This is a genomic window from Bradyrhizobium jicamae (assembly GCF_001440395.1).
Lineage (GTDB): Bacteria > Pseudomonadota > Alphaproteobacteria > Rhizobiales > Xanthobacteraceae > Bradyrhizobium > Bradyrhizobium jicamae.
In genome coordinates this window covers 1-24,813 of record NZ_LLXZ01000190.1, presented here as the reverse complement: position 1 = coordinate 24,813, position 24,813 = coordinate 1, and the positions used below count along the sequence as shown (strand labels likewise).

Here is a 24,813-nt window from a genome sequence, read left to right as displayed (position 1 = left end):
CTCCGCGCGCGCCGCGCGCGCCGCGCGGCGCTTCCTGTCACAACGGCCAATCATTCGACCGCTTCCTCGCCGACCTCAAGCAGCAGGCTGTCGCGGATGGCGTGTCGCAGCGCGCGTTGGCCGAAGCCGCGCCGTACCTCGTCTACGACCAGGGCATCGTCAGCCGCGACCGCGGCCAGCGCGTGTTCGGCCAGGTGTTCACCGAGTTCGCGCGGAACCGGGCGTCGGACGGCGCGGCAAAAAATGCGCAGGCGCGCATCCGCATGCATGCGGCCGCGTTCAGCCGCGCCGAGAAGGAATATGGCGTGCCGCCGGCCGTGATCGCCGCGTTCTGGGGGCTGGAGAGCAGCTTTGGCGCCGAGCTCGGCAATCTGTCCACGCTGCGCTCGCTGGTGTCGCTGGCCTATGACTGCCGCCGCTCGGAGATGTTCCAGAAGGAGACCATCGCGGCGCTCAAGATCGTCGACCGCGGTGACCTCGCGGCCAGCGAGATGATCGGCGCATGGGCCGGCGAACTCGGGCAGACGCAATTCTTGCCGACGCATTATTACACCTATGCGGTGGATTATGACGGCGACGGCCATCGCAATTTGCTGCGCAGCGCGCCCGACGTGATCGGCTCGACCGCGAACTACATCGCCACCGGATTGAAATGGCGGCGCGGCGAGCCGTGGCTGCAGGAGGTGCGTGCGCCCACGAATTTCCCGTGGGAGCAGGCCGACCTCACCACCAAACTGCCGCGCGCCAAATTCGCGCAGCTCGGCGTCACCTATCCCGACGGCAGGCCGCTGCCGAACGACGACCTGCTGGCCTCGCTGCTGCTCCCGATGGGCCGCACCGGTCCGGCGTTTCTGGCCTACGCCAATTTCGCTGCCTACACCGAGTGGAACAACTCGCTGATCTATTCGACCACTGCGGCCTATCTCGCCAGCCGCATCGCCGGCGCCCCGCCGATGCGGCAGCCGGCCGCGCCGGTGGCGCAATTGCCGCTCAACGAGCTGAAGGAGCTGCAGCAGCTCCTGGTGCGCGCGGGCTTCAATGTCGGCAAGGTCGACGGCATCATGGGACAGTTGAGCCGCACCGCGGTGAAGGCGATGCAGATCAAGTACGGTCTCCCGGCGGATTCCTGGCCGACGGCGGAATTGCTGGCGCGGATGCGCGGGCCCAGCGCGCAGGCGCAGCCCGCGGGCATGGTGATGCCGGCGGCGCGGTGAACTGACCCCTCGTAGCCCGGATGGAGCGCAAGCGAAATCCGGGACTGCGCCGCACGCACAGAACCCCGGATTGCGCGGAGCCTGTCATCGGGCGCGCATTCGCGCGACCCGTAGGCTCCATCCGGGCTACGAGGGTCGCGCGCCTTGTATTTTCTCGCGAGCCTCCCATCTCGCAAAACACCTCATCCTCTTGAGGCGTTATTCCACTTCACGAAAAGAGCATCGCATGTCTTTCCACGACTTAACCGTGCCCGCCTTCCTGCAAATTCTCGGCGGCCTTTCCGGCCTGCTTCAGAAAGCGGAAGCGCATTGCAAGGCGAAGAACATCCAGCCCGAGGCGCTGCTCAGCGCACGGCTTTATCCAGACATGTATCCGCTGACGCGGCAGGTGCAGACGGCCTGCGATTTCGCCATGAAGACCTGTGCGCGGCTCACGGGCAACGAGGTGCCGACGACGCCGGACACCGAAACGAGCTTTGAGGAATTGCAGCAGCGGATTGCGAAAGCGACCGACTACATCAAATCGTTCAAGCCGGCGCAGTTCGAGGGCGGCGACACGCGCGAGGTGACCTTCCCCGTCGGCCCGAACAACACGCGCACGCTGAAGGGCCAGCAATATCTCGTCAACTTCGCCTTCCCGAACTTCTACTTTCACGCCGCCACCGCGCACGGCATTTTGCGTCACAACGGCGTGGAAATCGGCAAGCGGGATTTTCTCGGGGTGAAGTAGTCGTCAGCGCAAGGCGGCCAGTTCGCGCGCGAGATTTTCGCGGGCCTGGCCGTCATATCTCGCGGCAAAGGCCGCGTCGGGAAAAATCACCTGCCGCGCGGCGAACTGGCCAAGCACTTTGGCGCGGCCGGCGCGATAATCATGCTCCGGCACATGGATGAATTCCTGCCGGATCGCGGCGGCGTAGGCGTCGTAGCGCGCAGGCTCCGCGCCCAAAATGCTGAGGTCGATCGAGATCAGGATGGCGCCCAGGTGATCATCTGATTGCACCGCGTGCGTCTTGGTCAGACGGATCAGGCGGCCGACTTCCTGGCTGATGTCAGCGCGCACATGCTGCTCAGCCAGTTGCGCGCTGAGTTCTTCATTGTCCGATCGCGTCGCGTCGTAGACGACATCATGCCACCAGATGGCTTCGGACAGGATTTCGCGCTCATGCGCTGAAAGATTTTCGACGCGCGCGAGTGCGGCGAGGCCGTCTTCGATATGTGCGAGGTTGTGGTAATGGCGGCCGGGTGCGGTGTAGGCGGCGATCAATTCTTCGCGGTTCATTGGCTCTTTCCCGAACACCGCCGCTGTAGGGTGGGCAAAGCGAAGCGTGCCCACCCTCCTGTTCAGCGCACTGAATGGTGGGCACGGCGCTTCGCGCCTTTGCCCCCTAGAAGCTTACCGCATCGTGATGGCGAGGCCGGAAAGGTCCGCGTTCGCCATCAACCCGACCTGGTGACCGGTCAGTTCCAGCACCGCGCCCTTCTGGTTGGTCAGCACGATCGCGCGCGCGCCGCGGCCGACTGCGATGCCCGCGCCGGCGGCGCCGTAGACGCCGGCGACATCGGAGGCGCGCCAGATGTTGCTGACGCGACCGCGCAGGATCGTCTTCGAGCCGCCGAACACAAAACCGTAGTCGAGGCCGCCGGTCGAAAGTCCGTATCGCCGTCCGCGGAAATCCAGGACGCCGCTGCCGCCGGAACCGCCGATCACCCAGCCCGCCTTGTAGATCGTGAGCTGCACGAAACCTTCATCGGCACGCGCGGCGGAGGACAGCGTAACGCCCGCAAAGGCCGCAAGCGCGAGCACGGCGGCACGGAGGGCGGATGGCATCTTCATGGATATTTTCTCCAGGGAATTGGCGGCCTGCGGCGCCGATTGAGTCGTGACCGGCCGATTGTACCCGATCGAGGTAATCCGGAAAGCGCGTTGATGGCCCGCGCAGGGACGCAGGCACGACACAATTTCATCAAAATCTGCCGGTCCCGTGCGAAAGATTTCGGTGCAGGCGCATGATAATCGTACCGCCTGTGAACTGCATTACCTTTGCCCCGATCATCTTGCGCTAGTAATCCGCCCGACAATTCTTTCCCGCGATCACACGCATCGCACCGTTCCAAAGCTATCGGCGGGTCGAATGGCGCAGCGCCGCTGCCTTTCCAGCGAGGCAGCGGCGCGTTAGGCTTCGGACGCCAAACCGTTCACGAAGGTGTCCCATGTCGCAGATCCAGCATTTTGCGCCGCCCGCCGGCATCAAGGCCCCGCCCCTCTCCTTCGCCACACGCGTCGGCGACCTGCTGTTCGTCTCGGGCATTCCGGGCTTTGACGACAAGGGCGCGCTGGCCGATGGATTTGAGGCGCAGTTCGGCCTCGTCGTCGCCAATATCAAGCGCGTGCTGGATGAAGCGGGCGCGACGTTCCGCGATCTCGTCAAGGTCAACGTGCTGCTGACGCGCGCCTCCGACGTCGCCCCCATGAACGTGCTGTATGCATCCGCGTTCGGGCCCGCGCCCTACCCGGCCCGCACCACCTGCGTGGTGCACGCGCTGCCCGATCCGAAGATGCTGATCGAGATCGAATGCGTCGCACAGGTTTCCGGGCGGTAATCGATGCTGACCCTCTACTCCTATCCCGAGCTGTTCGGCGTCGCCGACAATAACGGCTATGGGCTGAAGGTTTACGCCTTCCTCAAACTCGCAGGCGTCCCCTTCGTCCATGAACACATCTTCGATGCCTCGTCCGCGCCGCGCGGGCAATTGCCCTATATCGTCGATGATGGCGAGACGATTGGCGACAGCGAGACCATCATCGCCCATCTCGTCAGCAAGTACGGCCTGACCATCGATGCCGATCTCACGCCCGCACAGCGCATCGCCGACCATCTCGTCACGCGGATGCTGGACGATCTATACTGGGTGATGTCGTATTCGCGCTGGAAGGACGAGCGCTATTTTCCCGCGTTTCGCGACAGCTTCATGGCGCAACATTCGCAAATCGACGAAGCCGGCATGAACAAGGCCAGGGAATACAACGCCCAGCGCTACTATTTCCAGGGCATCGGCCGTTATGCACCCGATCAGGCCTATGCGCGCGGGCTGGCGGATCTGCAGGTGTTGGCCGACCTGGTTCCTGCCGATGGCTATGCGCATGGCCCGAAGCCGACCAGCATCGACGCCGGCATCTACGGCTTCATCGCCAACATCCACTTCTTTCCGATCCCGACGCCGCTGAAAGCTTTCGTCACGGCCCATCCCAATCTCGTGCGCCATTGCGAAGCCGTCCACGCGGCGGTCAGCCGCTGAAGGTTGCACCGGATCATGTAGGGCGGATTAGCGACACGTAATCCGCCGTCTTTCCACGCGGAGAGATCGCGGTGGGTTACGCCTTCGGCTAACCCACCCTACGATCGTTCACGGCTTCGGCATGGTTTCCTTCAGCGTATCGCTGACGAAGTTGGCGGCGTGGCGATAGGCGGCATCGTTGTCGCCGCGGAACGTCACGGTTCGCCGCATCAGCAGTTTCTCGGCTTCGAGATCGAGCAACTGGATTTCGCCCCATTGCACCAGCGTGCTCATCTTGCGGATGCCGCCATAGACCAAGAGCCGCGCGCCGGCCTTGCGCGCAGCGGCGATGAAGACGTCCTGCGACATGCTGGTGGCGGTGCAGGGATGATCGCGGCATTCGATCGTCACCACGCGATAATCGCCTTGCGCCGCCAGATTGTCGCGCAGCAGCGCGGCAAACGACGCCACACGGGCGCGATGCTCCGCGCTCTGGTCCACGACCTCGCCGGACGTGTCGAAATAATCGAAATCCGCCACCGCCACCGCGATCGGCGCGGCGGCGGACGATCTGCCTGCAAACGACAAGACAGCCAGTGCGCACAGCATCATCAGCACATGGCGAACGCGGTGGCGCCGGTGCATCGCGCGCCGCGGGACGATCGTCTGCATCATGCTTCGTATCCTCACCACCAGGACGTTGCCCCGCCGCCCGCGGTTTCGACCATAACTTAAGCATTTCGCTAACCCACCGCGTATCCCGCTTTGAACCTTCTCGCGCGTCCCGCAACTCACTCGGGTAGCCGGGCCAATGCCCCGTGACCCAAACAGGAGATTGAAGATGCGTCATATTTTTGGCCTTTGCGCCGTTGCCGCTATTGGTTTCACCGCACTTGCCGCGTCGAGCCCGGCCGAGGCCTCGTACCATCTGATCCGTTGGCAGGACACCGGCTTCTGCCAGATCTGGGACCAGAGCGTCCCGACCGCGCCCTATCCCGGCAATTTCACCGTGATCGTCGGCTCCGATGTGCCGACCTTCAGCCACGCGCTGGCGTTCAAGGATGGCCTGCTGCGCAACGGCACCTGCGCGTTCTGAGCTGGTTTTCTGCGTAGCCTGGATGAGCGAAAGCGATATCCGGGATTCGCGAACTCGAATTTTCCCGCATGTCGCTTTCGCTCATGCGGGCTGCGGGAAAGGGCCCGGCGAGAGGATTGATCGCCGGCCTTTTTCGCAAGCCTCATTGAACCAATCACGTATCAGTTACAACAAAGGGATGCCCGGTCATCCCCGGCCGGGGGCCGCTTCCTCACATTCGTTGCGGGAAGCGCGGACATGCATTTCCACGACAGGAGTAATTTTTCCCATGCTTCGATTGACTGCCCTTGCTGCCACCGCTGGTATCGCCTTCACTGCGCTCGTCGCAGCGAGCCCCGCCGAGGCCGCGTTTCATCTGATCCGCTGGGAAGGCACCGGCGTCTGCCAGGTCTGGGACCAGAGCATTCCGACCAAGCCGATCCCGTCGAACTACAAGACCGTCAGCAAGCCGGTCCCGACATTTGTCGCCGCGCTGGCGGTGAAGGACGGCATGCTCAAGAAGGGCACCTGCAAGCTGTAAGTGGCGCATTTGTAGGGTGGGCAAAGCGCAGCGTGCCCACCATTCAAACGATGACGCGACATAGTATGGTGGGCACGGCGCAAGAGCGCCTTTGCCCACCCTACGAAACCACCGCCCTTTCTCCCACCTTGTGCAAGCGGGCTCACTTGCTATCCTCTGGCAAAACCAAGCAAGAGGAAACGCCCCATGCCCCTTCTCCAAAATCACATCGCAGTCGTCACCGGCGCAGGTTCCGGCATCGGGCGCGCCATCGCGATCGGTTATGCGCGCGAAGGCGCACGCGTCGTGCTGCTCGACAGGGACGAGAAGGCGGCAGCCGAAGCGGCCAGGGAAATCGGCGACAAGGCCACAAGCTTTGCGCTCGATGTCGCCAGGCGCGAGGATTGCGTCGCGATGGCAAGGCAGATCGCCGACAAGGTCGGCGAGGTCTCGATCCTGGTCAACAATGCCGGCATCGTGCGCCGCAACGGCATGCTGGGCGCGGCGGAGGCTGTTATCAGCGACTGGGAAGACATTATCGCCATCAATCTCACCGGCGTGTTCAACGTGACGCATGCCTTCCTCCCCGCCTTGCGCGCCAGCAAGGGACGCATCGTCAATATCGGCTCGATCCAGTCTTTCGTGCACGTGCGCACGCCGAGCTCGCCGGCCTACACCGCCTCCAAGCACGGCGTGCTCGGCTTCACCAAAGCGCTCGCCGCCGAACTCGGCAAGGAAGGCGTGCGCGTCAACGCGATCGGCCCCGGCTTCATCGCAACGCCGCTGAACGCCAATGCCCGCGCCAACAATCCGGAGCTGGTGAAGACATTCATGGACCACACCCCGCTCGGCCGCGCCGGCACTGCGGAGGATATCGTCGGCCCCGCAATCTTCCTCGCCTCCGATCTTTCGGCCTACGTCTCCGGCTCGATCGTGATGGTCGACGGCGGCTACCGGGCGGTGTGAGCCAACGCGTCCCGCGCACGCGATCGTTCCTCGCCTTACGCGCCCGCAACGCCTCGATCAGGCCCTCGCGACATCCGCGCGGGCCCCCTTTCCTTGCGCCGACCTCAACCTTGAGCTGATCGCTGAAAGTTGAACGCGGGTGTGTGAAATCTAAGATTGCACACCATAGTACCACAATTATCGTTTGTGCCGTTTCCTGGCCGTTATTTTCCATCTCCGGAGCCTCATTTTCCCGGAGCTCCTTTTGCTGAAGGCATCGCGCGGCAATCGAAGGCGGATTGTTGCGCCAAGAACGCGGATTGCCGCGCAAAGCGGCCGGGCGACTGACCTCGACGCATTGAAATTTCTCACACCAAACCGAGAGGAGACGAGCATGGCGAGGCGAAGCACCCCGAAATCATCCGATGCCGGAACGCAGCAGACGATCGCTGCGAGTCCCGACGAACTGCTGCTGGCAGCACTGGCGCAGGGCGGCGACACGACGAAGACCGGACGTTTCCTGATGACATTCAAGGAAGGCGCCACGGCCGCCGGAATGAAATCTTTGCAGTCAAAGCGAGGTCTGCGTGTTGCGAACGCGCGCGACTTCACAGGTCAGGCCGTCGATCTAGCAGATGCCGGAGACGCGCAGGCGATGGTGTTTCCGGAGATCGGCGTCGCCCTGGTCGGCGGCGGCGCCGCCGCCGAACACGGCATCACGACGGCCGACTTCGCGGCGGAGGACAGCGCCACGCACTCGGTCGATCCGGAATATTTCATGTTCGCAGCGCAGGTGAGCCCGGGCGACTATCTGAAAGGCGTGCTGCGCACCGCGGAGATGATCTACCAGGATCTCGGCGCGTTACACGGCGAGGAGGCGTTTGGCGACGTATCTGCAGAGGCAGTCGGCGCGACCTGGGGGCTCAAGGCCTGCAAGGTGCCGCAAAGCAATTTCAACGGTAACGGAATCAAGGTTGCCGTTCTCGATACCGGGTTCGATCTCGGACATCCGGAATTCGCGGGACGTCCGATCGTCAGCAACACATTCGTCGGACAACCGGTGCAGGATCTCCACGGTCACGGAACCCATACCGCCGGCACGGCGTGCGGACCGCAATCTCCTCCGGGCCCGCTGCAGCGGTACGGCGTTGCATTCCGTTCGCAGATGTTCATCGGCAAGGTGCTGACCAATTCCGGCTCCGGCACCCAGGCGCAGATTCTCGCCGGCATGAACTGGGCCATTGCCAACCGATGCGCGGTGATCTCCGTGTCGCTTGGCGCACAGATACCGCCCCAGCCATCCTATATGGCGGCCGGTGCAGCGGCGCTGGGCGCCGGATGCCTGATCGTCGCGGCCGCGGGCAATGCGAGCAACCGTCCTGGCACGATAAGGCCCACGATAGCACCGGCAAATTCGCCCACTATCGTATCGGTCGGCGCGCTGGACAGCTCGCTTCGGGTGGCCTCCTTCTCCTGCGGCGGCAAGGTCGACATCGCCGCTCCCGGCGTCAACACATTCTCGTCGTGGCCGCGCCCGCAGCTGCACAACACCATCAGCGGCACCAGCATGGCGACGCCCCATGTCGCGGGCTGCGCCGCCATGTGGGCGCAGAGCAGTGCAAGCCTGCGGGGACTTGCCTTGCGCGCGAAGCTGACCGCAACCGCCAGACATCTGCCGTTGCCGGCCACCGATGTCGGCGCCGGCCTGGTGCAGGCTCCGTAACCGCCTTGCGCACCCCGCATCGGAGCCTATGCTCCGGTGCGGGACAGGCTGAAGCCGAAGCCGTTGGCGGCGCCGCAGCATGTGCAGGCCGTGCATGACCGAATCTGCAACGACACTGAAACTGATCCCGCTGGTGCCGAACGTGGCGCTGCCGCGCGTCGCGTCGGCCCGGACGCGCATGTCGGTCCCGCCGGGGTACGGCGTTCAGGAGCAGTGCCTGCCGTTCACCGCGGCCAGCGCGCTCGGTGTCATCATTCCATCCCCGATCCGATTTGGTTTCTGCACCCTTGATGAGCTGCCGAACGGATGCCGGGCGTTCCGCTCGCCTGCGAACAAACCCGACGCCGCCGGCAACTACGCCGAGCCGCGGGTGTTCTACGTGTTCGACAATCCGGAAGTCCGTTTCGCCGGCAATGCCTATGAACTAAGGGGCGTCTCCGGCCAGGACTCGTCCGCATCCGTCCAGGAACCGGGCCTCAGTTTCTTTGACCGCGACGATCAGTCCGGCGTGATAAAGCTTCATCTTCCCTACATCTGGCGCACGCCTGAGATGGTGGACACGCTGTTTCTGCCGCTGCTCAACCGCGCTGGACCCGGACTCGAGGTCAAATGCGGGCTGGTCGAAACCGACTGGTACGCCAGTCCGGTCAATCTCGCGCTCGGCCTGCCGCCGGGGCCGATTCACGTCGGAATTGGAAATCCGGTGGCGCAGGCTATCTTCATCCCGCGGGCGCTGCGCCGGCCGCACCTTGAATCGGTCGCCGAACATGACCAGCTCCATCTGGAGGCCCGCAACGGCCTGGCCGATTGGGACAAGCGGCATGCCGAGGATCGCAGCCTGTATAAAGTCTTGGCGCGAAGCGCGGTTGGTCGTATCGAGCGAGAGGTATCGTCAAGGCCGGACGAGCACCGATGATGGCAAGCCACAGCGCTGGCTTTGATCACTTGCGGATTCGCGTTAGATCGGGTGGACCGGCCGTCGTTACGGCAACGAAATTTGGAGAGCGCAGTTTTGGAGAGCGCCATGGCAAAGAAACAGAAACAGGCCTTTGTGGTCACGGTCTCGGAAGACCACGGAATTGAAAAGGTGGCGCGCGAGCTCAAGGCGAAGGGATTTGAGGTCGACCAGGTTCTGGACGCGATCGGCGTCGTCACCGGCTCCGCCCTTCCCGACAAGGTCGCAAAGATGCGGGAGATTCCCGGCGTCAAGGATGTGTCCGCCGATCATCCCGTCGACATCGGACCGCCCGGCGCCCCGATATCCTGAAGCTTCGCAGGCCGTATCGCTTTACCCGCACGGCATTTGACAGCCGCGCTTCCCTTGGTCACCCTGCTCAAAAAGCCGGCCCAAGGGAAACGCACCATCCATGTCCAACGCTCCGCATTTTGATATCGACGTCCCCGCCTTCTGGGCCGATCCCTATCCGGCCCTTGCAAAGATGCGCAAGGAGACCCCGATCGCCTTCGTGCCGCAGCTCGGCTCGACGGTGTTCACCCGGCGCGACGACATCTTCACCCAGGAAAAACGCATCGACGTGTTTTCCTCGCACCAGCCGAACGGGCTGATGAACGTGCTCATGGGCCACAACATGATGCGCAAGGACGGCGATGCGCACATGAGCGAGCGGCAGGCGATGTTTCCGGCGGTGTCGCCGCGCACGGTGCGCGACACCTGGGTCCGCCAGTTTCAGGCCCATGCCGACCGCATCCTTGACGAACTCGCGCCGCAAGGCGCCGCCGATCTCTGCAAGGCGCTGGCGCTGCCGCTGTCGGCCGAATGCCTGAAGGACGTCACCGGGCTGACCAACATGCGCTTTCAGGACATGGATGCGTGGTCGCAGGCGATGATCGACGGCATCGCCAATTACACCGGCAATAAGGAGGTCGAGGCGCGCTGCCATGCGGCGACCGCAGGCATCGATGCCGCCATCGACGACATGATTCCGGTGGTGAAGAAGCACCCCAACACCTCGATCCTCAGCGTGCTCTTGGCGTCCGGCCAGAACATGGACAGCATCCGCGCCAACATCAAGCTGGCGATCTCGGGCGGTCAGAACGAGCCGCGCGATGCGATCGCAGGGGCGACCTGGGCGCTGCTGACGCACCCCGAACAGCTCGCGCTGGTGCGCGAGGGCAAAGCGAAGTGGATCGATGTGTTCGAGGAATATGCGCGCTGGATCGCGCCGATCCAGATGTCGCCGCGCCGCGTCGCCAAACCCTGGACGTATGGCGGCATCGACTTCGAGCCGGAAGACCGCGTGTTCTTCATGTTCGGCTCCGCCAACCGCGACGAGGCCTGCTTTGCCGAGCCGGATCGTTTCGACATCACCCGCGATACCCAGAAAAGCATCGCCTTCGGCGCCGGGCCGCACTATTGCGCCGGCGCGTTCGCCTCGCGCGCGATGGTGGCCGACGTCGCGCTGCCGAGCCTGTTCGCACGGCTGAAGGGTCTGCGGCTGGACGAAAACGAGCCGGTTCGGATCGGCGGCTGGGCGTTTCGCGGCCTGCTCAATCTGCCGGTGAAGTGGGACGCGGGCTGATCGAACGACGAAAGCGTCACGGCGTTTCCCGGCCCGCGCCGTTGTCGCCGTTGCGCGGCAGCAGGTGCATGTGCCGAAACACCCAGCGCATCGCCAGATACCAGAGGTAGCCTCCGAGTGTCCCGCAAACGGCAAGAAGGATGATGTGGGCGGGATGATACTCGCCGCTCCACCACAGCATCCCGCCGATCCAGAAAATGGCGAAGAAGACGGCGGCGAGCTTCAACCGCTTTTCCTGATCCATGACATGCCTCTGATGGCTGATGATGGATGCCATCATGAAGCGCCACGCCCCTGCCGCACCGTGAGGTGCATCACGTCGCGCAGGAACAGGTAGCTAGCCGAACCGCCGGCGTGAGCGCTCCTTTGCCTTCTCGGCTTCGATCTCGCGGTCGCGCGGCGGGGCGTTGGTCTCAAGCGAAGCCAGCAAGCGCCGCGCGCTGTCGGAGACTTCGCAAACCGCGCGGTTGAACGCCTCGGCGTTGGCCTGCGACGGCGAGTTGAAGCCGGAGAGTTTTCGCACGAACTGCAGCGCGGAGGCATGGATCTCCGCATGCGTGGCCGGGGGCTCAAAGTTGAACAGGGTCTTGATGTTGCGGCACATGGTTCTCTCTTCTGCAGGGGTCGTCGATCAAGGACGAACGGCCGGTGCAAAATCCGACGGCGTGCCCTATTCTGTCATGAATCTCGTGGCACGTTCACCCCTGTCGGCACCTGCAAACAGCGAGTTCCCGATGACCCACGTGACCTACAAGATCGTCGAGCATGACGGCGGCTGGGCCTACACCGTCAACGGCGTGTTTTCCGAGCCGTTTCCGAACCGCGCCACGGCGCTGGCCGCCGCCCGGCGCGCCGCGGCCGAGCAGCGGGTGCCGGGTCGCACGGAGGTGATCGAATACGAGACCGCTGATGGACGATGGCTCTCCGAGACCGCCGCCGGCAACGACCGGCCGGAGACCGAGGTGGAGGGTTAGGCGGCGCATTACAGGCGATCTGGTGACGGAAATCGCCGCTGTGATAAGGTCTCCGCAAGCGGCGCACGAGACAGCCGCAGCATCGGGGAGGCAATCATGAATTTCTCGCACGCCGCGCTGTCGGCCGCCGCACTGGCGCTGACCACCATCACCGCTTTCGCCGCCGATTATCCCACACCGAAACAGGGCGAGTGGATCGCGAGCGATTTCAAATTCCACAGCGGCGAGACGATGCCGGCGCTGCGGCTGGCCTACACCACCATCGGCGAGCCGACCGGGCAGCCGGTGCTGGTGCTGCACGGCTCGGGCGGCTCGGCGGCGAGCATGCTGACGGCGACCTTCGGCGGCGAACTGTTCGGCCCCGGCCAGCCGCTCGATGCCGCGAAATACTACATCATCATTCCCGACAGTGTCGGCCACGGCAAATCGTCAAAACCCTCCGACGGCATGAAGACCGCGTTTCCGAAATACAATTACGACGACATGGTCGACGCGCAATATCGCCTGGTCACCGAAGGCCTCGGCGTCAAGCACCTGCGGCTCGTGATCGGCAATTCGATGGGCGGCATGCACACCTGGATCTGGGGCGGCAAATATCCGCAATTCATGGACGCGCTGGTGCCGATGGCCTCGCAGCCGACCGAGATGGCGGCGCGCAACTGGATGCTGCGGCGGATGATGCTGGAGACCATCAAGAACGATCCCGACTATAATCGCGGCAACTACATCACCCAGCCGCGCATGATGAAATACGCCATCAACGCCTACGGCATCGCGACCGGCGGCGGCACGCTGGCCTATCAGGCATTGGCGCCGACGGCAGCGAAGGCCGACAAGATGGTCGATGATCGCCTGGCAACCGCTGTTACCGCCGACGCCAACGACTTCATCTACCAGTGGGAAGCCTCGCATGATTACAATCCGGCACCTTCACTCGAGAAGATCGCGGCCACGCTGCTCCTGATCAATGCCGCTGATGACGAGCGCAATCCGCCGGAAACCGGCATCACGGATGCCGCGATGAAGCGCGTCAAGAACGGCCGGCTGTTCCTGATCCCGGCCTCCAGCGAGACGCGCGGCCATCTCACGACGGGGAACGCGAAATTCTACAAGAAAGAGCTGCAGGAGTTGCTCCAGACCGCGCCGCAGCGGGCGATGTAGGGGCCGAAGAGCGCGCGATGTCTGCAAGCCGATTTCGCCGGATCGCGCTCGCGCTGCCTGCTGCAGTCGAGAGCGCGCATCAGGGCAAGGCCGATTTCCGCGCCGGCAAACGCATCTTCGCCACCCTCGGCTATCCCGATAAAGACTGGGGCACGTTGAAGCTGACGGCCGAACAGCAATCGATGCTGGTCGAGGCGGAGCCCGGTATCTTTCGCCCGGTGCCGGGCGGATGGGGCAGACAGGGTTACACCAATGTGTGCCTCGCCAAGGCCGATGCGACGACCCTGAAGAGCGCGCTGACGATGGCGTGGGAGAATGTTGCGCCGAAGGCTCCCGCGAAGCGGCGCGTGACGAAGCAGTCCTGATCTTGCACGGATCGACCTGCAGTCCCGCAGTTTGCGTTACGCAATCCGATCGTCCATTGCGAGAGGATCATCGGAATTCGGGACAACTCCCCCATGGCACGTTGCGCGCGCGATTTTTGTCGGGGCTGCCTTTCAGCCCGGCGAATAGCGTGTTCACTTCTTGCAACTCGTAGCGGTCGGCGGCGAGGTCTCGAGAAAAGATCACGTCGATGGTCGTGTACGACCATATCAGGCAAAGAACGCACGCTGGCGCGAAGCGCACCTGCGGCAGGTAGTATGTGAAATGAACGCTCGAAGCGCCGCGATCCCGACGTGCATCAGGCACTTCTTGATTCTGGACGTATTCTGCGCCCATGCTGCGCATGACGGCGTGACTTGACGCCAGTTGGCGATCAATGGACGCGGCGGGTCCAGCAAGCTCTCTGACGTGTGACAGAAGCTGATCATTGATATTGCTGTTGAAGGATGCTGTCGGGCCCCGAAAACCATTGTCCGACGGCCAGAACGCCCCATTCGACAGACCGGGCCATACTGTCCAGCGTTGCGCGCCGGCCCGAACCAGAACGCGCTCGTATTCGACGGCGCTGATGGAGCCGATGCGGCATTTCTCCTGCCCGAGGAGCTCGGTGAAGCTGAAAGCCCAAAGCATGATGGGGAGCGCAAACAGCAGTCCCACGGGCGAAAGCAGGCCTATCGCAATCTTCGGGTTCGTGCCCAACGCTTTTCCAATCGTGACAATGACCGCAGAGCCGCTCCTTCCACCAAATACCGGCGGTTAGATTGCATGGTTGGCAGCTTGCTGCGCAAGGCAGCAGACCCACGAATCCATGCAGGATCGATAGCACGCGCGTGATGCCGCTATTTCAAGGCAGAAACGCTTCGGTGCGACGGTTGAGCCAGTCGCAACTCGCACCGACTGTGTACAGGACAACCGATTTCGCAGCGCATCAAAAAACTGCGTCCCGAACATCGCTCATTGCTCGAAGAGCAAATGCGGATAAATCGCTTCGCACGCGATGACGGACTGGAAGCCTTCCCAACTGGGGATGACGCAAAACCGGCGGGATGGTAGCGTTGGCGCGAAATCGAAAGGAGCCGCCCTTGTCCGATCTTGCCCCGTCTGATCTCGCCACGATCTATCCCGCTCCCTCGCCCCGCGTCATCGCCAAGGCGCGGCCGGAGATCGATACGCATGCGAAGAAATTCATCGGCATGTCGCCGTTCTGCGTGCTGGCGACCTCGGGCTCGGACGGCAGCGTCGATGCCTCGCCGCGCGGCGGCAATCCCGGCTTCATCCATGTTGCGGGACCGAACGAGCTTCTGATGCCGGACCGTTCGGGCAACAACCGGATCGACAGTTTTCGCAACATCGTCGAGGGCTCGGGCTTCGTGCAGCTGATCTTCTTCGTGCCAGGGATCGACGAGACGCTGCGCGTCGGCGGCAAGGGCAAGGTCTCGGTGGACCCGGAGTTGATGGCGTCGATGATCGAATTCGGCAAGCCACCGCGCGCGGTGCTGCACATCGAGGTCAGGGAATCGTACTTCCACTGCGGCAAGGCACTGATGCGCTCAAAACTTTGGGGGGCGACGCAGGTCGAGCGCTCGGTGATGCCGAGCATCGGCGAGGTCATCCACGACCAGACCGGCCTCGGCGCGCGCGAAAGCCAGGCGGAAATCTACGAGCGCTACAAGGAGGGGTTGTAGGGGAGATTGTCTCGGCGGGACGGATCACCCTCCCCTGGAGGGGGAGGGTCGACGCTCATGAAATGAGCGGCGGGGTGGGGTGACGGTCTCTCCACATCCAACAGTGCCCGAGTGGAGAGATCACCCCACCCCGTCTCGCATTCGCTTCGCTCATGCGAGCCGACCCTCCCCCTCCAGGGGAGGGTAAGAGAAGTCAGTCCCCGTTCTCCAAACCGCCGACGTGCTTCTGGGTGTAGAGCTCGAGGCCGATGCGCTGGATCAGGTCGAGCTGGGTTTCGAGGAAATCGATGTGGTGTTCCTCGTCCTTCATCAGCTTCTCGAACAGGTCGCGCGAGACGTAGTCCTTGACGCTGTGGCAGTAGGTTGCGGCCTCCTGGTAGAGCGTGCGCGCGGCGATTTCGGAAGCCAGATCGCATTCGATGATTTCCTTGACGTTCTGGCCGATGCGCAGGGGATCGAGCACCTGCATGTTGGGGAAGCCGTCGAGGAACAGGATCCGGTCGGTAAATTTGTCGGCGTGCTCCATCTCCTCGATGGATTCCTTGCGCCAGACCTTGGCCATGTCCAAAAGGCCCCAATTGTTCAGGAGCCGGTAATGCAGCCAATATTGATTAATCGCGGTGAGTTCGCTGCGCAGGCCCTTGTTGAGATAGTCGATGACTTTGGGATCGCCCTGCATGGTCCACTCCGATTTTTTCAGGCCAAAAGCGGCCCGACCTGTATTTAGAACGCTTCTAAAAACGGTTCTAAATCAGTTTGGAGCCAAGAGCAACCGTCTCGCGAAGAAAGCGGGGGAACGGCACAAAATCGGGGGATTTGGAGGGCTTTAGCAGGCCGCGAGGGCGAACGCCGGGGCGGCTTCCTGCGCCGGCTCGTCGTTGGCGGCGTGACGGCTGTGCGGGCAGCCGGAGCAGCATTCCTTGGCGCAGGCGCCGAGTGCTTCGTCGATGATCGTCTTGATCGTGCGCGCGCAGCGGCCGCATTCGGCGCTGCAGCCGAGGCAGCCGTAAATCTGCTTGGGATTTCGCGGCAGGTCCGATGCTGCACTCACGGCATTACGGACATCGTGGTCGCTCAGGACGTTGCAGGAACAGACAATCATGAAACCGTTAAGACCTTGAGTGATGCGGCTTCATCGATATGGAAGAGCGAAGCGAGATGCAAAAGGAAAAGCCGCATTTTCAAGCAATTCCAAACTGATGCCGGGCAAACACTGGAATGAATCTAAAGTGGCGGCGTTGCTGTAGATCAATCCGGTGCTGATCTGCCGGGATTTCCGCGATCAGTCGCTGCCGCCACCTCCGCCTCCGCCGTCGCCACCGCCTCCTCCGCCGCTATCGCTGGATGAAGCGGAATCATGGGACGAAGAACTGTCGCTGCCGCTCCAGGAAAACAGGCTCCAGCCACCGTCGCCGGAACCGTCGCTGGAAGTCGTGCCATAGCTGTCGCCACCCGCGTTCTCGCGCCGTGGCTTGCGGTTTTGTGCCCGATTCATCAGCAGGTAGCAGATCAGCGACGTTCCGCCGATCGCCACCATCATTGCTGCCATTCCGCTCATCGTCGTCATGTCCTGCGTTCAATGACCAATACTAGCGTTTCGGTATCTTCACACCGCGAACTGCCTTACCTCCCGATTTCGTCATCGCCGAAGGCCTTGGCGTTCATTGATTATTCAAGTGAACCGTGGAACTTTTGCAGCGACTAAACCGTGATGTACTTCACGTTGAGAAAAGGTGAGCCCATGAAGAAGACATTGATGGCGCTCGGCGCTGCCGCCGCGTTGACCATTTCGGCCGTGGCTGTTCCCGCTCCGGCCCATGCGCAGCGCGGCGTGGCCGCGGGCGTCGCTGCCGGCCTGATCGGCGGCGCCATTGTCGGCGGCGCGATTGCCTCCCAGAACGGCTATTATTACGGCGGCCCGGGCTATTATGCGCCTGGCTATTACGGCGGCCCGGCCTATGTCGCCGATCCCGGCTATGGCGAATCCTGCATCTGGCAGCGGCAGCGGTTCTGGGACGGCTATGGCTGGCGGGTCCGCAACGTCAGGGTTTGCGACTAGCCAGAGCCCGTTCCCGCGTCGCTCGAAACGAGCTGGCGCCCGTTCATCTTCATTAAATCACGGCCCGATCATCCCGGAAAAGCACTGCTGTTCCGGGATGTTTGCCACCTCTGGCCCAAAAATACCGTTTTTTTCGGTCACTCATTGCGGACGTTTACTTTCGATTGACCCATGTGCGCTTTTTAGCGAAACGGCAGTTCGAAACAGCGTGTGAGTCATCCTTAAAACCCGGCGCCTGAAGGCGTCACTCCAGGAGAGCCCAGGACATGAAGAAGACATTTGCTGCCTTCGTCGCGGTCGTAACGATTGCCGGTTCGCTTGCCTCGACGCCCGCCAGCGCCCAGCGTGGCGTTGCCGCAGGCGTGGCGGCCGGCCTGCTCGGCGGCGCGATCATCGGTGGCGCGATTGCCTCCAGCCGCCCCGCCTATGGCGGCCCGGTGTATGTGGAAGAAGCGCCCTACCCGGCGTGCCGCATGGTTCGCGAGCGCTTCTGGGACGGCTACGACTGGCGCTATCGCCGCGTCGAGGTCTGCAACTGATCTGATCGATTGGCGCGCGAGTTGCGCGTCCTGATCCAAGGCCCGGCCGATAATCTCGGCCGGGCTTTTTGTTTGTGAGTTGGTCTTCATCCTCCCCTGGAGGGGGAGGATCGGTTCGCATGAAATGCGAACCGAGGTGGGGTGAAGCTCTCTCCACGCGTACACTGTTGGATGTGGGGAGACCGTCACCCCGCCCCGTCTCACATTGCGCTGCGCTCCATGTGAGCCGACCCGCCCCCTCGAGGGGCGGGTGGGTTCCTCTCTCACCGTCCTCCACTCATCGAGCGCAGCACCGCCTCGCTCGGCCAGCAATCGACCTTCAGGCCGGCGGACTTCTGGTACGCCCCCAGCGCCGCGCGCGTGAGCATGCCGGCCTTGCCGTCGAGCTTGTCCTTGTAGAGACCGATGCGCGTGAGATGACGCTGCATCGCTTCGACATCGGCCGAGCGCAACTGCGTCGAGGCCGACCACGCCGTTGCGAACGGCTGCGAGTTGACCATGCGGTCGGCGAGGTGGCCGACGAACAGCACATAGAGATCGGAGAAATTATATTCCTTGATGACGAAGTAGTTCTTCGTGGTCAGGAACGCCGGGCCGTAGATGCCCTCCACCTGCAACAGCGAAGCCGGCTGCGCCTGCTCGGCCGCGCTCAGTCGCTGCCCGCGCACCGGAACGAATCCTGCGCGCAGCCATTCGGCGATCGGCTTGGTCACCTCGGGCACGCCCATGGTGCAATCGACATTGACGGGCGCCTTCACCTCATAGGCCCAGCGCACGCCCGCCTCCCAGCCCTTGTTGACGAGCTGCTGCGCGGCGGAGGCCAGCGCGTCCGGCACCGAATGCCAGATGTCGACGCGGCCGTCGCCGTCGAGATCGATGCCGTGCTTGTAGTATTCGGACGGCAGGAACTGGGTGAGGCCGGTCGCGCCGGCCCAGGACGAACGAAAATCCCTGCGTGCCACCGCGCCCTCGCCGAGAAGCTTGAGTGCCTGAATGAACTCGGTGCGAAACTGTTCCTTGCGCCGGCCGACATAGGCCTGCGTCGCGACCACGCGAAGCGTATCGTAAGGCAAGCGGTGGCGGCCGAAATCAGTCTCGCGGCCCCAGATCGCGAGCACGATCGTGCCGGGAACACCAAAGCGCTTCTCGATTTCGGTGAGCGCCGCGCGATGCTTCTGCATCAGCCTCTGCCCTTCGGCCGCCAACCGGGCGATGGAAGCTTCCTTCACGTAGTCGGCCGGCACCTGCACGAACTCGGCCTGCGACGGTGCGCCGGTGGCGGGCCGACCGGGCAGCAGGAGATCGGGCAATTTGTAGTCGGGCTCGAGGCCGCTGGTCTCACGATCGAATGTCGCGCGCGACACGCCGGCGGCCTGCGCCTCCGGCCACAGCGAGACGATGAACTGAGTGAAGGCCGCGTCGGCGGAGAACGCCGGATGCGCCGTTCCGAGCGTCACCGCAGTCGCTATCAGAATTGCGGCGATCGCTCCCGTTCGCAAGGTCGGAACTCCATCTGATTTACACGCCGCCCATCAATGCGAGATCGCTTGCTTGGCATGTTCGGTGGAAACGTTCGACAGCTTGTCGACATAGGCAATGCCGATCGCCGACAGGATGAAGACCGTGTGGATGATGGTCTGCCACATCACGCCGGTCTCGGTGTAGGACGATTTTCCCGACGCCAGGCCGCCCGCCTCGATGAAGGTGCGCAACAGATGGATCGACGAGATGCCGATGATGGCCATCGCGAGCTTGATCTTGAGCACGCTGGCATTGACGTGGCTGAGCCATTCCGGCTGATCGGGATGTCCTTGCAGATTGAGACGGGAGACGAACGTCTCGTAGCCGCCGACGATGACCATCACCAGCAGGTTGGAAATCATCACCACGTCGATCAGGCCCAGCACCGCCAGCATGATCTGCTGCTCGCTGAAATCGAAGGCGTGGGCGAACAGATGCCACAACTCCTTCAGGAACAGCACGACATAGACGCCCTGCGCGACGATCAGACCTATATAAAGCGGCAGCTGCAGCCAGCGGGAGCTGAAGATCAGCAGCGGGATCGGACGCAATGCCTTCCTCTCAGAGACGGGCGGCAAGGGTGTTTCGGGAGCAAGGGACATCAGAGTGGCTCGCAGCAGGGATTCGAATTGCGGAAGGATAGCATATCTACGCAATGTCGCCGCTGTGTGAAGCGACAACTGGCCGCAGCACGGATGCTGCGGCCATCATGCAAACGCCGCGATTGGCGCTAGCGCGTCAGCTTCTTGTACTTCACGCGGTGCGGAATGATGCTGTCCTGGCCGAGCCGGCGCATCTTGTCCTTTTCGTAATCCTGGAAGTTGCCCTCGAACCATTCGACATGGCTGTCGCCTTCGAAGGCCAGGATGTGGGTGGCGATGCGATCGAGGAACCAGCGATCATGGCTGATGATGACGGCGCAGCCGGCAAAATCCTCCAGCGCCTCTTCCAGCGCGCGCAGCGTGTCGACGTCGAGGTCGTTGGTCGGTTCGTCGAGCAGCAGCACGTTGGCGCCGGATTTCAGCATCTTGGCGAGATGCACGCGGTTGCGCTCACCGCCTGACAACGCGCCGACCTTCTTCTGCTGGTCGGCGCCCTTGAAGTTGAACGACGAGCAATAGCCGCGCGAATTGACTTCCTTCTTGCCGAGGAGAATGAGCTCGTTATTGCCTGAAATCTCCTCCCACACCGTCTTCTTGCCGTCGAGCGCGTCGCGCGACTGGTCGACATAGCCGAGATGCACGGTCTCGCCGACGGTGATCGTGCCCTTGTCAGGCTTCTCCTGCCCCGTGATCATGCGGAACAGCGTGGTCTTGCCGGCGCCGTTGGCGCCGATGACGCCGACGATGCCGCCCGGCGGCAGCTTGAAGGTGAGATCGTCGATCAGTTCGCGATCGCCGTAGCCTTTGCTCAGTCCCTCGAAATCGACGACGTTGGCGCCGAGCCGCTCCGCGACCGGAATGATGATCTGCGCGGTCTGGGTCTGCTTCTCGCTCGCCTGCTTCAACAGCTCTTCATAGCGCTGGTAGCGGGCCTTGGACTTGGCCTGACGTGCCTTCGGCGAGGACGCGATCCACTCCTGCTCGCGGGCCAGCGTCTTCTGGTGCGCGGCCTCCTCGCGTCCCTCCTGCTCGAGGCGCTTCTGCTTCTGCACCAGCCAGGACGAATAGTTGCCCTCATAGGGAATGCCGCGGCCGCGGTCGAGCTCGAGGATCCAGCCGGTGACGTTGTCGAGGAAGTAGCGGTCGTGGGTCACGATCAGGATGGCGCCGGGATAGTTGCGCAAATGGCCTTCGAGCCATGACACCGACTCGGCGTCGAGATGGTTGGTCGGTTCGTCCAGCAGCAGCAATTCCGGCTGGTCCAGCAGGAGACGGCACAGCGCGACGCGGCGGCGTTCGCCGCCCGAAAGCTTGGTGACATCGGCATCGTCGGGCGGGCAGCGCAGCGCGTCCATCGCCTGGTCGACCTTGCTGTCGAGATCCCACAGGCCTTGGGCCTCGATCTCGTCCTGCAACTTGGTCATCTCGTCGGCGGTTTCGTCCGAATAGTTCATCGCCAGCTCGTTGTAGCGATCGAGGATCGCCTTCTGCTTGGCGACGCCCAGCATGACGTTTTCGCGGACGTTGAGCGCGGGGTCGAGGTGCGGTTCCTGCTCGAGATAGCCGACGCGGGCGCCCTCGGCGACCCAGGCCTCGCCGGTATATTCCTTGTCGAGGCCGGCCATGATCTTGAGCAGGGTCGACTTGCCCGAGCCGTTGACGCCGAGCACGCCGATCTTGGCATCCGGGTAGAAGCTCAGATGGACGTTATCGAGCACCTTGCGGGTCGGGTAGCTCTTGGTCAGACCCTGCATGAAATAGACGAACTGGCGAGCCATCGCGCTTCCTTGAAACCGGAGGATTTATGGAAATTTTGCTGTCGCTGATGTAGCGGCGTGGCTCCCAAAGGGCAACCGCAGGAACCCGTTTTCCATCCGTTCACCACGGGTGAATACGGGTTGGTCACCATCCGGACCGAGATCCCGACAATTGTAACCATCTTTTAATAAATCGGGCGAAAACTCGTTCTCAGCGCCGAAAAAGGCGTCTCAGAACAAGGGCCCGCGTCATGGCTACGATCGGTTCGGCATCCTTTTCCGCTCCGGCTCACATACACGCCGGACTGGCAAAACCGCTGGCAGAACTCCGCGCCTTCTGGCGGAAGTTCATCGCCATGGCGTTCAACCCCTACCGCCCGGAACTGCACTACATGCGCGGCCCCGGACCGGCCTGGCGCGCCAAGCATCCCGGCCATAAGAACTGAGCCGTTCCGGTTATTTGAGCCTGCCCTGCGTTTAGTCCGCTTGCGCCTTCACTGATTGCGCGCAACCATGGCGATCTTCCTCGACGGCTATCCCGCCGTCATCCTCGCCATTAACGGACCTTCCCCATGACGCGGCTGCGCTGTGCAATCCTCGACGACTATCTCAATGTGGCGCTGACCGTCGCCGACTGGTCCAAGGTCAAGGACCGCGTCGACATCACCGTGTTCAACGAGCCGTTTGCGACCGCGGAAGCCGCGGCCAGTGCGCTCAGGGATTTCGAGATCATCTGCGCGATGCGCGAGCGCACCCCGTTCCCGCGCACCATGTTCGCCGCACTGCCGAACCTGAAGCTCCTGATCACCTCGGGCCTGCGCAATGCCGCGATCGACATGGAGGCCGCCAAGGACCACAAGGTCACGCTGTGCGGCACGCAATGGGGCCGCGATCCCACGGCGCCGCTGACCATGGGCCTGATCCTGGAACTGACCCGCAATATCGGCCGCGAGAACGCCCGCATGCATGCCGGCGAGCCCCTGCAGGCCCATGTCGGCATGGAGATCGAGGGCCGCACGCTCGGCGTCATCGGCCTCGGCAAGCTCGGCACCAAGGTGTCGAAGCTGGCGCAGGCGTTCGGCATGCACGTGATCGCCTGGAGCCCGAATCTGACACCCGAGAAGTGCAAGGAAGTCGGCGTTACCTATGTGAGCAAGGACGAGCTGTTCTCGACCGCTGACATCGTCACCATCCATGTGGTGCTGAGCCAGCGCTCGCGCGGGCTGGTCGGGGCCGCCGAGCTGGCGCGGATGAAGCCGACCGCCTACCTCGTCAACACCGCGCGCGGGCCGATCGTCGACGAAGGCGCGCTATTGGAAGCGCTGACGCACAAGAAGATCGCCGGCGCCGGCGTCGACGTGTTCGCAGTCGAGCCGCTGCCGGTCGACCATCCCTTCCGCAAGCTCGACAACATGGTGCTGACGCCGCATCTCGGCTACGTCACCGAGGACAGCTTCCGCAACCACTACCAGCAGATGGTCGAGGGCATCGACGCCTGGTTCAAGGGCGAGCCGAAGCAGCGGCTCGCCTAGTTGAACTCAGTCAGGCTGCATGCTGTGCGGTTGCGCCGCTGGCGACTTCCGCAAATCCCTGACGCCACGACGGATGCGCGGGCTGCCAGCCAAGCTCTCGCCTCGCCTTGGCGTTGGAGCCGGCCCGCACCTCGGTCATCATTGAAACCAGGTGCTCGCCGGCGAACAACCGGCCAAGCCAGGCCGGCACGCGTATCGGCGGCCTGGCGCCGAGCAAGGCGGCAAGGGCGGGCAGCCATTCGCTGACATCAGCCGGTTCATCGTCGACGATGTTGTAGATTTCGCCTGGTTTGCCGCGCTCGATGGCGGCAACGGTCGCGGCGGCGGCATCCTCGACATGGATGAACGACCACCGTCCACCACCGCCGCCGATCAGCGGCACGCGGCGGCGGCGCACCTGATCGATCATCGCGCGCGATAGCATGCCGGTGTCGGGGCCGTAGAACGATCCATATCGCAGGATAATCCCCTCAGGGCTTGCCGAGCTGATGACGGCGTCCTCCAGATGCTGGATCGCCTGCAGCGTGCGACGCAGTTCCTCCGGCGGATCGGAGTCCAGCGCATCGGCCTCCGTCTTGATCTCTTCGCCGCCGCGGCCGTAGGTCCAGCCGCAGAAGCTCTGGGCGATGAAGCGCCTCACGCCGGCTTCCCGTGCGGCCGCCAGCAGGAAGTCGGTGCCTTCAGTGCGCAACTTGTTGGTGGTGGCGAAGGCGCGATCGAAATGCCGGAGGTCCGTAACCGCAGCGAGATCGGTCATCTGATCGATGATGATTTCGGGCTTCGCCGCGATCACAGCCGCGCGAATGGCCGGCGCGTCGAGCCCATCGGCGATCGCAGGTTCCGCGCCCATCCGCCTGATGAGTTCGACCTTCGCTGCCGTTCGCGTCGTACCGACGACGGAATGACCGGCTGCAATCAGTTGCGGAACAAGCTGGAGGCCGACGGCGCCGGTGGCGCCCGCAACAAGAATTCGCATGGCGTGATCCCTGATGTTCGTTGCGACTGGCGGCAGGTAGTCGGAGCGAACGTGAAATCAAGCGGGCGCGGCGGAGGAAAACTTTGCGAGCCGCGGAACTTGTGCGGCCAGGGCGGCCTGAGGCCGATGATCCCTAACGACTCAACAAAAAAGGCGCGCCATCGGCGCGCCTCAAATGCTTGTCCGGCAAAAGACCGTTCAGCGAATCGTGACCGGTGCGGGCAGCGGCGGAACGACGGTCTGCTGGGTGCCGGGAACAGGCGCCAGCTGGGCCTGCGCCGGTCCGGGGGCGGTTGCCCCAGCGGGAGCCGGGCCAGCAGCGGCAGCCGG

At 63.3% G+C, this 24,813-nt stretch carries 32 protein-coding genes; 19 read left to right on the top strand and 13 right to left on the bottom strand.

Annotated features, from left to right (window positions below):
- Together CQ12_RS32150 and CQ12_RS32145 are read left to right on the top strand one after the other, a co-directional pair.
- On the top strand, positions 1 to 1,214 hold a 1,214-nt coding region (locus CQ12_RS32150), incomplete at its 5' end, for a lytic murein transglycosylase (RefSeq protein WP_057839293.1).
- A gap of 226 nt (positions 1,215 to 1,440) precedes the next feature.
- Positions 1,441 to 1,944 (top strand): DUF1993 domain-containing protein, encoded by a 504-nt coding sequence (locus CQ12_RS32145; protein ID WP_057839292.1) that lies wholly within the window; start codon positions 1,441 to 1,443, stop codon positions 1,942 to 1,944.
- Positions 1,945 to 1,947: 3 nt separating this feature from the next.
- Here the strand turns inward: CQ12_RS32145 and CQ12_RS32140 are convergent, their stop codons facing one another.
- Together CQ12_RS32140 and CQ12_RS32135 are read right to left on the bottom strand one after the other, a co-directional pair.
- The gene (locus CQ12_RS32140) at positions 1,948 to 2,493 is read right to left on the bottom strand and encodes an HD domain-containing protein (RefSeq protein WP_057839291.1); all 546 of its coding nucleotides are present in this window, start codon (positions 2,491 to 2,493) and stop codon (positions 1,948 to 1,950) included.
- 114 nt (positions 2,494 to 2,607) lie between these two features.
- Positions 2,608 to 3,048 carry a hypothetical protein gene (locus tag CQ12_RS32135; protein ID WP_057839290.1) on the bottom strand — a complete coding sequence of 147 codons (441 nt, stop codon included), beginning with the start codon at positions 3,046 to 3,048 and terminating at the stop codon, positions 2,608 to 2,610.
- A gap of 377 nt (positions 3,049 to 3,425) precedes the next feature.
- Here CQ12_RS32135 and CQ12_RS32130 point away from each other — a divergent pair, with 377 nt between their 5' ends.
- The gene (locus tag CQ12_RS32130; protein ID WP_057839289.1) at positions 3,426 to 3,815 is read left to right on the top strand and encodes a RidA family protein; all 390 of its coding nucleotides are present in this window, start codon (positions 3,426 to 3,428) and stop codon (positions 3,813 to 3,815) included.
- A gap of 3 nt (positions 3,816 to 3,818) precedes the next feature.
- Positions 3,819 to 4,511, top strand: a complete 693-nt coding sequence (locus tag CQ12_RS32125; RefSeq protein WP_057839288.1) for a glutathione S-transferase family protein — start codon at positions 3,819 to 3,821, stop codon at positions 4,509 to 4,511.
- Between the two features lie 108 nt (positions 4,512 to 4,619).
- Here CQ12_RS32125 and CQ12_RS32120 read toward each other — a convergent pair whose 3' ends face one another.
- Positions 4,620 to 5,165, bottom strand: a complete 546-nt coding sequence (locus CQ12_RS32120) for a DUF2380 domain-containing protein (protein ID WP_057839287.1) — start codon at positions 5,163 to 5,165, stop codon at positions 4,620 to 4,622.
- A 166-nt stretch (positions 5,166 to 5,331) separates the two neighbouring features.
- Here CQ12_RS32120 and CQ12_RS32115 point away from each other — a divergent pair, with 166 nt between their 5' ends.
- The 7 genes from CQ12_RS32115 to CQ12_RS32085 all read left to right on the top strand — a co-directional run bounded on the left by CQ12_RS32115 (position 5,332) and on the right by CQ12_RS32085 (position 11,293).
- Positions 5,332 to 5,586, top strand: coding sequence for a hypothetical protein (locus CQ12_RS32115; RefSeq protein WP_057839286.1), 255 nt, complete (start codon positions 5,332 to 5,334; stop codon positions 5,584 to 5,586).
- Positions 5,587 to 5,854: 268 nt separating this feature from the next.
- Positions 5,855 to 6,106, top strand: coding sequence for a hypothetical protein (locus CQ12_RS32110; RefSeq protein ID WP_057839285.1), 252 nt, complete (start codon positions 5,855 to 5,857; stop codon positions 6,104 to 6,106).
- 186 nt (positions 6,107 to 6,292) lie between these two features.
- On the top strand, positions 6,293 to 7,051 hold the full coding sequence (locus CQ12_RS32105) for an SDR family NAD(P)-dependent oxidoreductase (RefSeq protein WP_057839284.1): 759 nt from the start codon (positions 6,293 to 6,295) through the stop codon (positions 7,049 to 7,051).
- A gap of 373 nt (positions 7,052 to 7,424) precedes the next feature.
- Positions 7,425 to 8,753 (top strand): S8 family serine peptidase, encoded by a 1,329-nt coding sequence (locus CQ12_RS32100; RefSeq protein WP_057839283.1) that lies wholly within the window; start codon positions 7,425 to 7,427, stop codon positions 8,751 to 8,753.
- 94 nt (positions 8,754 to 8,847) lie between these two features.
- Positions 8,848 to 9,669: a hypothetical protein gene (locus tag CQ12_RS32095; protein ID WP_057839282.1), complete on the top strand. Its 822-nt coding sequence runs from the start codon at positions 8,848 to 8,850 to the stop codon at positions 9,667 to 9,669.
- Between the two features lie 108 nt (positions 9,670 to 9,777).
- Positions 9,778 to 10,020, top strand: a complete 243-nt coding sequence (locus CQ12_RS32090; protein ID WP_057839281.1) for a hypothetical protein — start codon at positions 9,778 to 9,780, stop codon at positions 10,018 to 10,020.
- 100 nt (positions 10,021 to 10,120) lie between these two features.
- Positions 10,121 to 11,293 carry a cytochrome P450 gene (locus CQ12_RS32085; RefSeq protein ID WP_057839280.1) on the top strand — a complete coding sequence of 391 codons (1,173 nt, stop codon included), beginning with the start codon at positions 10,121 to 10,123 and terminating at the stop codon, positions 11,291 to 11,293.
- 16 nt (positions 11,294 to 11,309) lie between these two features.
- Here CQ12_RS32085 and CQ12_RS32080 read toward each other — a convergent pair whose 3' ends face one another.
- Together CQ12_RS32080 and CQ12_RS32075 are read right to left on the bottom strand one after the other, a co-directional pair.
- The gene (locus tag CQ12_RS32080; protein WP_057839296.1) at positions 11,310 to 11,537 is read right to left on the bottom strand and encodes a hypothetical protein; all 228 of its coding nucleotides are present in this window, start codon (positions 11,535 to 11,537) and stop codon (positions 11,310 to 11,312) included.
- A gap of 93 nt (positions 11,538 to 11,630) precedes the next feature.
- Entirely contained in the window at positions 11,631 to 11,897 is a 267-nt protein-coding gene (locus tag CQ12_RS32075; protein ID WP_057839279.1) for a DUF2277 domain-containing protein, read from the bottom strand.
- Between the two features lie 130 nt (positions 11,898 to 12,027).
- On the opposite strand from CQ12_RS32075, the gene CQ12_RS32070 reads away from it, so the two are divergent.
- From CQ12_RS32070 to CQ12_RS32060, 3 genes are all read left to right on the top strand, one after another.
- Positions 12,028 to 12,267, top strand: a complete 240-nt coding sequence (locus CQ12_RS32070; RefSeq protein ID WP_057839295.1) for a DUF2188 domain-containing protein — start codon at positions 12,028 to 12,030, stop codon at positions 12,265 to 12,267.
- 96 nt (positions 12,268 to 12,363) lie between these two features.
- Complete coding sequence (locus tag CQ12_RS32065; protein WP_057839278.1) at positions 12,364 to 13,428, top strand: alpha/beta fold hydrolase; 1,065 nt, start codon at positions 12,364 to 12,366, stop codon at positions 13,426 to 13,428.
- 17 nt (positions 13,429 to 13,445) lie between these two features.
- Positions 13,446 to 13,793: an MmcQ/YjbR family DNA-binding protein gene (locus tag CQ12_RS32060; protein ID WP_057839277.1), complete on the top strand. Its 348-nt coding sequence runs from the start codon at positions 13,446 to 13,448 to the stop codon at positions 13,791 to 13,793.
- 67 nt (positions 13,794 to 13,860) lie between these two features.
- Here the strand turns inward: CQ12_RS32060 and CQ12_RS32055 are convergent, their stop codons facing one another.
- Positions 13,861 to 14,511, bottom strand: coding sequence for a hypothetical protein (locus tag CQ12_RS32055; protein ID WP_057839276.1), 651 nt, complete (start codon positions 14,509 to 14,511; stop codon positions 13,861 to 13,863).
- 383 nt (positions 14,512 to 14,894) lie between these two features.
- Between CQ12_RS32055 and CQ12_RS32050 the strand changes: the two genes are divergently transcribed.
- The gene (locus CQ12_RS32050) at positions 14,895 to 15,497 is read left to right on the top strand and encodes an MSMEG_1061 family FMN-dependent PPOX-type flavoprotein (protein ID WP_057839294.1); all 603 of its coding nucleotides are present in this window, start codon (positions 14,895 to 14,897) and stop codon (positions 15,495 to 15,497) included.
- Positions 15,498 to 15,690: 193 nt separating this feature from the next.
- On the opposite strand, the gene bfr is transcribed toward CQ12_RS32050, so the two are convergent.
- From bfr to CQ12_RS32035, 3 genes are all read right to left on the bottom strand, one after another.
- A complete protein-coding gene (gene bfr, locus CQ12_RS32045) occupies positions 15,691 to 16,176 on the bottom strand; it encodes a bacterioferritin (RefSeq protein ID WP_057839275.1) in 486 nt (161 codons plus the stop codon).
- A gap of 147 nt (positions 16,177 to 16,323) precedes the next feature.
- Positions 16,324 to 16,599: a (2Fe-2S)-binding protein gene (locus tag CQ12_RS32040; protein WP_057839274.1), complete on the bottom strand. Its 276-nt coding sequence runs from the start codon at positions 16,597 to 16,599 to the stop codon at positions 16,324 to 16,326.
- 180 nt (positions 16,600 to 16,779) lie between these two features.
- Positions 16,780 to 17,037 (bottom strand): hypothetical protein, encoded by a 258-nt coding sequence (locus CQ12_RS32035; RefSeq protein ID WP_198164306.1) that lies wholly within the window; start codon positions 17,035 to 17,037, stop codon positions 16,780 to 16,782.
- 201 nt (positions 17,038 to 17,238) lie between these two features.
- Here CQ12_RS32035 and CQ12_RS32030 point away from each other — a divergent pair, with 201 nt between their 5' ends.
- Complete coding sequence (locus CQ12_RS32030) at positions 17,239 to 17,556, top strand: hypothetical protein (protein WP_057839272.1); 318 nt, start codon at positions 17,239 to 17,241, stop codon at positions 17,554 to 17,556.
- Between the two features lie 266 nt (positions 17,557 to 17,822).
- Positions 17,823 to 18,095, top strand: coding sequence for a hypothetical protein (locus CQ12_RS32025; protein ID WP_057839271.1), 273 nt, complete (start codon positions 17,823 to 17,825; stop codon positions 18,093 to 18,095).
- 263 nt (positions 18,096 to 18,358) lie between these two features.
- Here CQ12_RS32025 and CQ12_RS32020 read toward each other — a convergent pair whose 3' ends face one another.
- The 3 genes from CQ12_RS32020 to ettA all read right to left on the bottom strand — a co-directional run bounded on the left by CQ12_RS32020 (position 18,359) and on the right by ettA (position 21,996).
- Positions 18,359 to 19,579, bottom strand: a complete 1,221-nt coding sequence (locus tag CQ12_RS32020) for a lytic murein transglycosylase (protein ID WP_430642287.1) — start codon at positions 19,577 to 19,579, stop codon at positions 18,359 to 18,361.
- Between the two features lie 48 nt (positions 19,580 to 19,627).
- The gene (locus tag CQ12_RS32015; RefSeq protein ID WP_057839269.1) at positions 19,628 to 20,218 is read right to left on the bottom strand and encodes a TIGR00645 family protein; all 591 of its coding nucleotides are present in this window, start codon (positions 20,216 to 20,218) and stop codon (positions 19,628 to 19,630) included.
- Positions 20,219 to 20,346: 128 nt separating this feature from the next.
- Positions 20,347 to 21,996: an energy-dependent translational throttle protein EttA gene (gene ettA / locus CQ12_RS32010; protein WP_057839268.1), complete on the bottom strand. Its 1,650-nt coding sequence runs from the start codon at positions 21,994 to 21,996 to the stop codon at positions 20,347 to 20,349.
- 230 nt (positions 21,997 to 22,226) lie between these two features.
- On the opposite strand from ettA, the gene CQ12_RS32005 reads away from it, so the two are divergent.
- Together CQ12_RS32005 and CQ12_RS32000 are read left to right on the top strand one after the other, a co-directional pair.
- Positions 22,227 to 22,421 (top strand): hypothetical protein, encoded by a 195-nt coding sequence (locus tag CQ12_RS32005; RefSeq protein ID WP_057839267.1) that lies wholly within the window; start codon positions 22,227 to 22,229, stop codon positions 22,419 to 22,421.
- Positions 22,422 to 22,547: 126 nt separating this feature from the next.
- Complete coding sequence (locus tag CQ12_RS32000; RefSeq protein ID WP_057839266.1) at positions 22,548 to 23,507, top strand: D-2-hydroxyacid dehydrogenase family protein; 960 nt, start codon at positions 22,548 to 22,550, stop codon at positions 23,505 to 23,507.
- A gap of 10 nt (positions 23,508 to 23,517) precedes the next feature.
- On the opposite strand, the gene CQ12_RS31995 is transcribed toward CQ12_RS32000, so the two are convergent.
- Positions 23,518 to 24,483 carry an NAD-dependent epimerase/dehydratase family protein gene (locus CQ12_RS31995; RefSeq protein WP_057839265.1) on the bottom strand — a complete coding sequence of 322 codons (966 nt, stop codon included), beginning with the start codon at positions 24,481 to 24,483 and terminating at the stop codon, positions 23,518 to 23,520.
- Positions 24,484 to 24,813: the final 330 nt, after the last annotated feature.

Coding starts and splice junctions, on each gene's coding strand:
- CQ12_RS32145 (WP_057839292.1), top strand. CDS start 1,441: ATGTCTTTCCACGACTTAACCGTGCCCGCCTTCCTGCAAATTCTCGGC.
- CQ12_RS32140 (WP_057839291.1), bottom strand. CDS start 2,493: ATGAACCGCGAAGAATTGATCGCCGCCTACACCGCACCCGGCCGCCAT.
- CQ12_RS32135 (WP_057839290.1), bottom strand. CDS start 3,048: ATGAAGATGCCATCCGCCCTCCGTGCCGCCGTGCTCGCGCTTGCGGCC.
- CQ12_RS32130 (WP_057839289.1), top strand. CDS start 3,426: ATGTCGCAGATCCAGCATTTTGCGCCGCCCGCCGGCATCAAGGCCCCG.
- CQ12_RS32125 (WP_057839288.1), top strand. CDS start 3,819: ATGCTGACCCTCTACTCCTATCCCGAGCTGTTCGGCGTCGCCGACAAT.
- CQ12_RS32120 (WP_057839287.1), bottom strand. CDS start 5,165: ATGATGCAGACGATCGTCCCGCGGCGCGCGATGCACCGGCGCCACCGC.
- CQ12_RS32115 (WP_057839286.1), top strand. CDS start 5,332: ATGCGTCATATTTTTGGCCTTTGCGCCGTTGCCGCTATTGGTTTCACC.
- CQ12_RS32110 (WP_057839285.1), top strand. CDS start 5,855: ATGCTTCGATTGACTGCCCTTGCTGCCACCGCTGGTATCGCCTTCACT.
- CQ12_RS32105 (WP_057839284.1), top strand. CDS start 6,293: ATGCCCCTTCTCCAAAATCACATCGCAGTCGTCACCGGCGCAGGTTCC.
- CQ12_RS32100 (WP_057839283.1), top strand. CDS start 7,425: ATGGCGAGGCGAAGCACCCCGAAATCATCCGATGCCGGAACGCAGCAG.
- CQ12_RS32095 (WP_057839282.1), top strand. CDS start 8,848: ATGACCGAATCTGCAACGACACTGAAACTGATCCCGCTGGTGCCGAAC.
- CQ12_RS32090 (WP_057839281.1), top strand. CDS start 9,778: ATGGCAAAGAAACAGAAACAGGCCTTTGTGGTCACGGTCTCGGAAGAC.
- CQ12_RS32085 (WP_057839280.1), top strand. CDS start 10,121: ATGTCCAACGCTCCGCATTTTGATATCGACGTCCCCGCCTTCTGGGCC.
- CQ12_RS32080 (WP_057839296.1), bottom strand. CDS start 11,537: ATGGATCAGGAAAAGCGGTTGAAGCTCGCCGCCGTCTTCTTCGCCATT.
- CQ12_RS32075 (WP_057839279.1), bottom strand. CDS start 11,897: ATGTGCCGCAACATCAAGACCCTGTTCAACTTTGAGCCCCCGGCCACG.
- CQ12_RS32070 (WP_057839295.1), top strand. CDS start 12,028: ATGACCCACGTGACCTACAAGATCGTCGAGCATGACGGCGGCTGGGCC.
- CQ12_RS32065 (WP_057839278.1), top strand. CDS start 12,364: ATGAATTTCTCGCACGCCGCGCTGTCGGCCGCCGCACTGGCGCTGACC.
- CQ12_RS32060 (WP_057839277.1), top strand. CDS start 13,446: ATGTCTGCAAGCCGATTTCGCCGGATCGCGCTCGCGCTGCCTGCTGCA.
- bfr (WP_057839275.1), bottom strand. CDS start 16,176: ATGCAGGGCGATCCCAAAGTCATCGACTATCTCAACAAGGGCCTGCGC.
- CQ12_RS32040 (WP_057839274.1), bottom strand. CDS start 16,599: ATGATTGTCTGTTCCTGCAACGTCCTGAGCGACCACGATGTCCGTAAT.
- CQ12_RS32035 (WP_198164306.1), bottom strand. CDS start 17,037: ATGATGGTGGCGATCGGCGGAACGTCGCTGATCTGCTACCTGCTGATG.
- CQ12_RS32030 (WP_057839272.1), top strand. CDS start 17,239: ATGAAGAAGACATTGATGGCGCTCGGCGCTGCCGCCGCGTTGACCATT.
- CQ12_RS32025 (WP_057839271.1), top strand. CDS start 17,823: ATGAAGAAGACATTTGCTGCCTTCGTCGCGGTCGTAACGATTGCCGGT.
- CQ12_RS32015 (WP_057839269.1), bottom strand. CDS start 20,218: ATGTCCCTTGCTCCCGAAACACCCTTGCCGCCCGTCTCTGAGAGGAAG.
- ettA (WP_057839268.1), bottom strand. CDS start 21,996: ATGGCTCGCCAGTTCGTCTATTTCATGCAGGGTCTGACCAAGAGCTAC.
- CQ12_RS32005 (WP_057839267.1), top strand. CDS start 22,227: ATGGCTACGATCGGTTCGGCATCCTTTTCCGCTCCGGCTCACATACAC.
- CQ12_RS32000 (WP_057839266.1), top strand. CDS start 22,548: ATGACGCGGCTGCGCTGTGCAATCCTCGACGACTATCTCAATGTGGCG.
- CQ12_RS31995 (WP_057839265.1), bottom strand. CDS start 24,483: ATGCGAATTCTTGTTGCGGGCGCCACCGGCGCCGTCGGCCTCCAGCTT.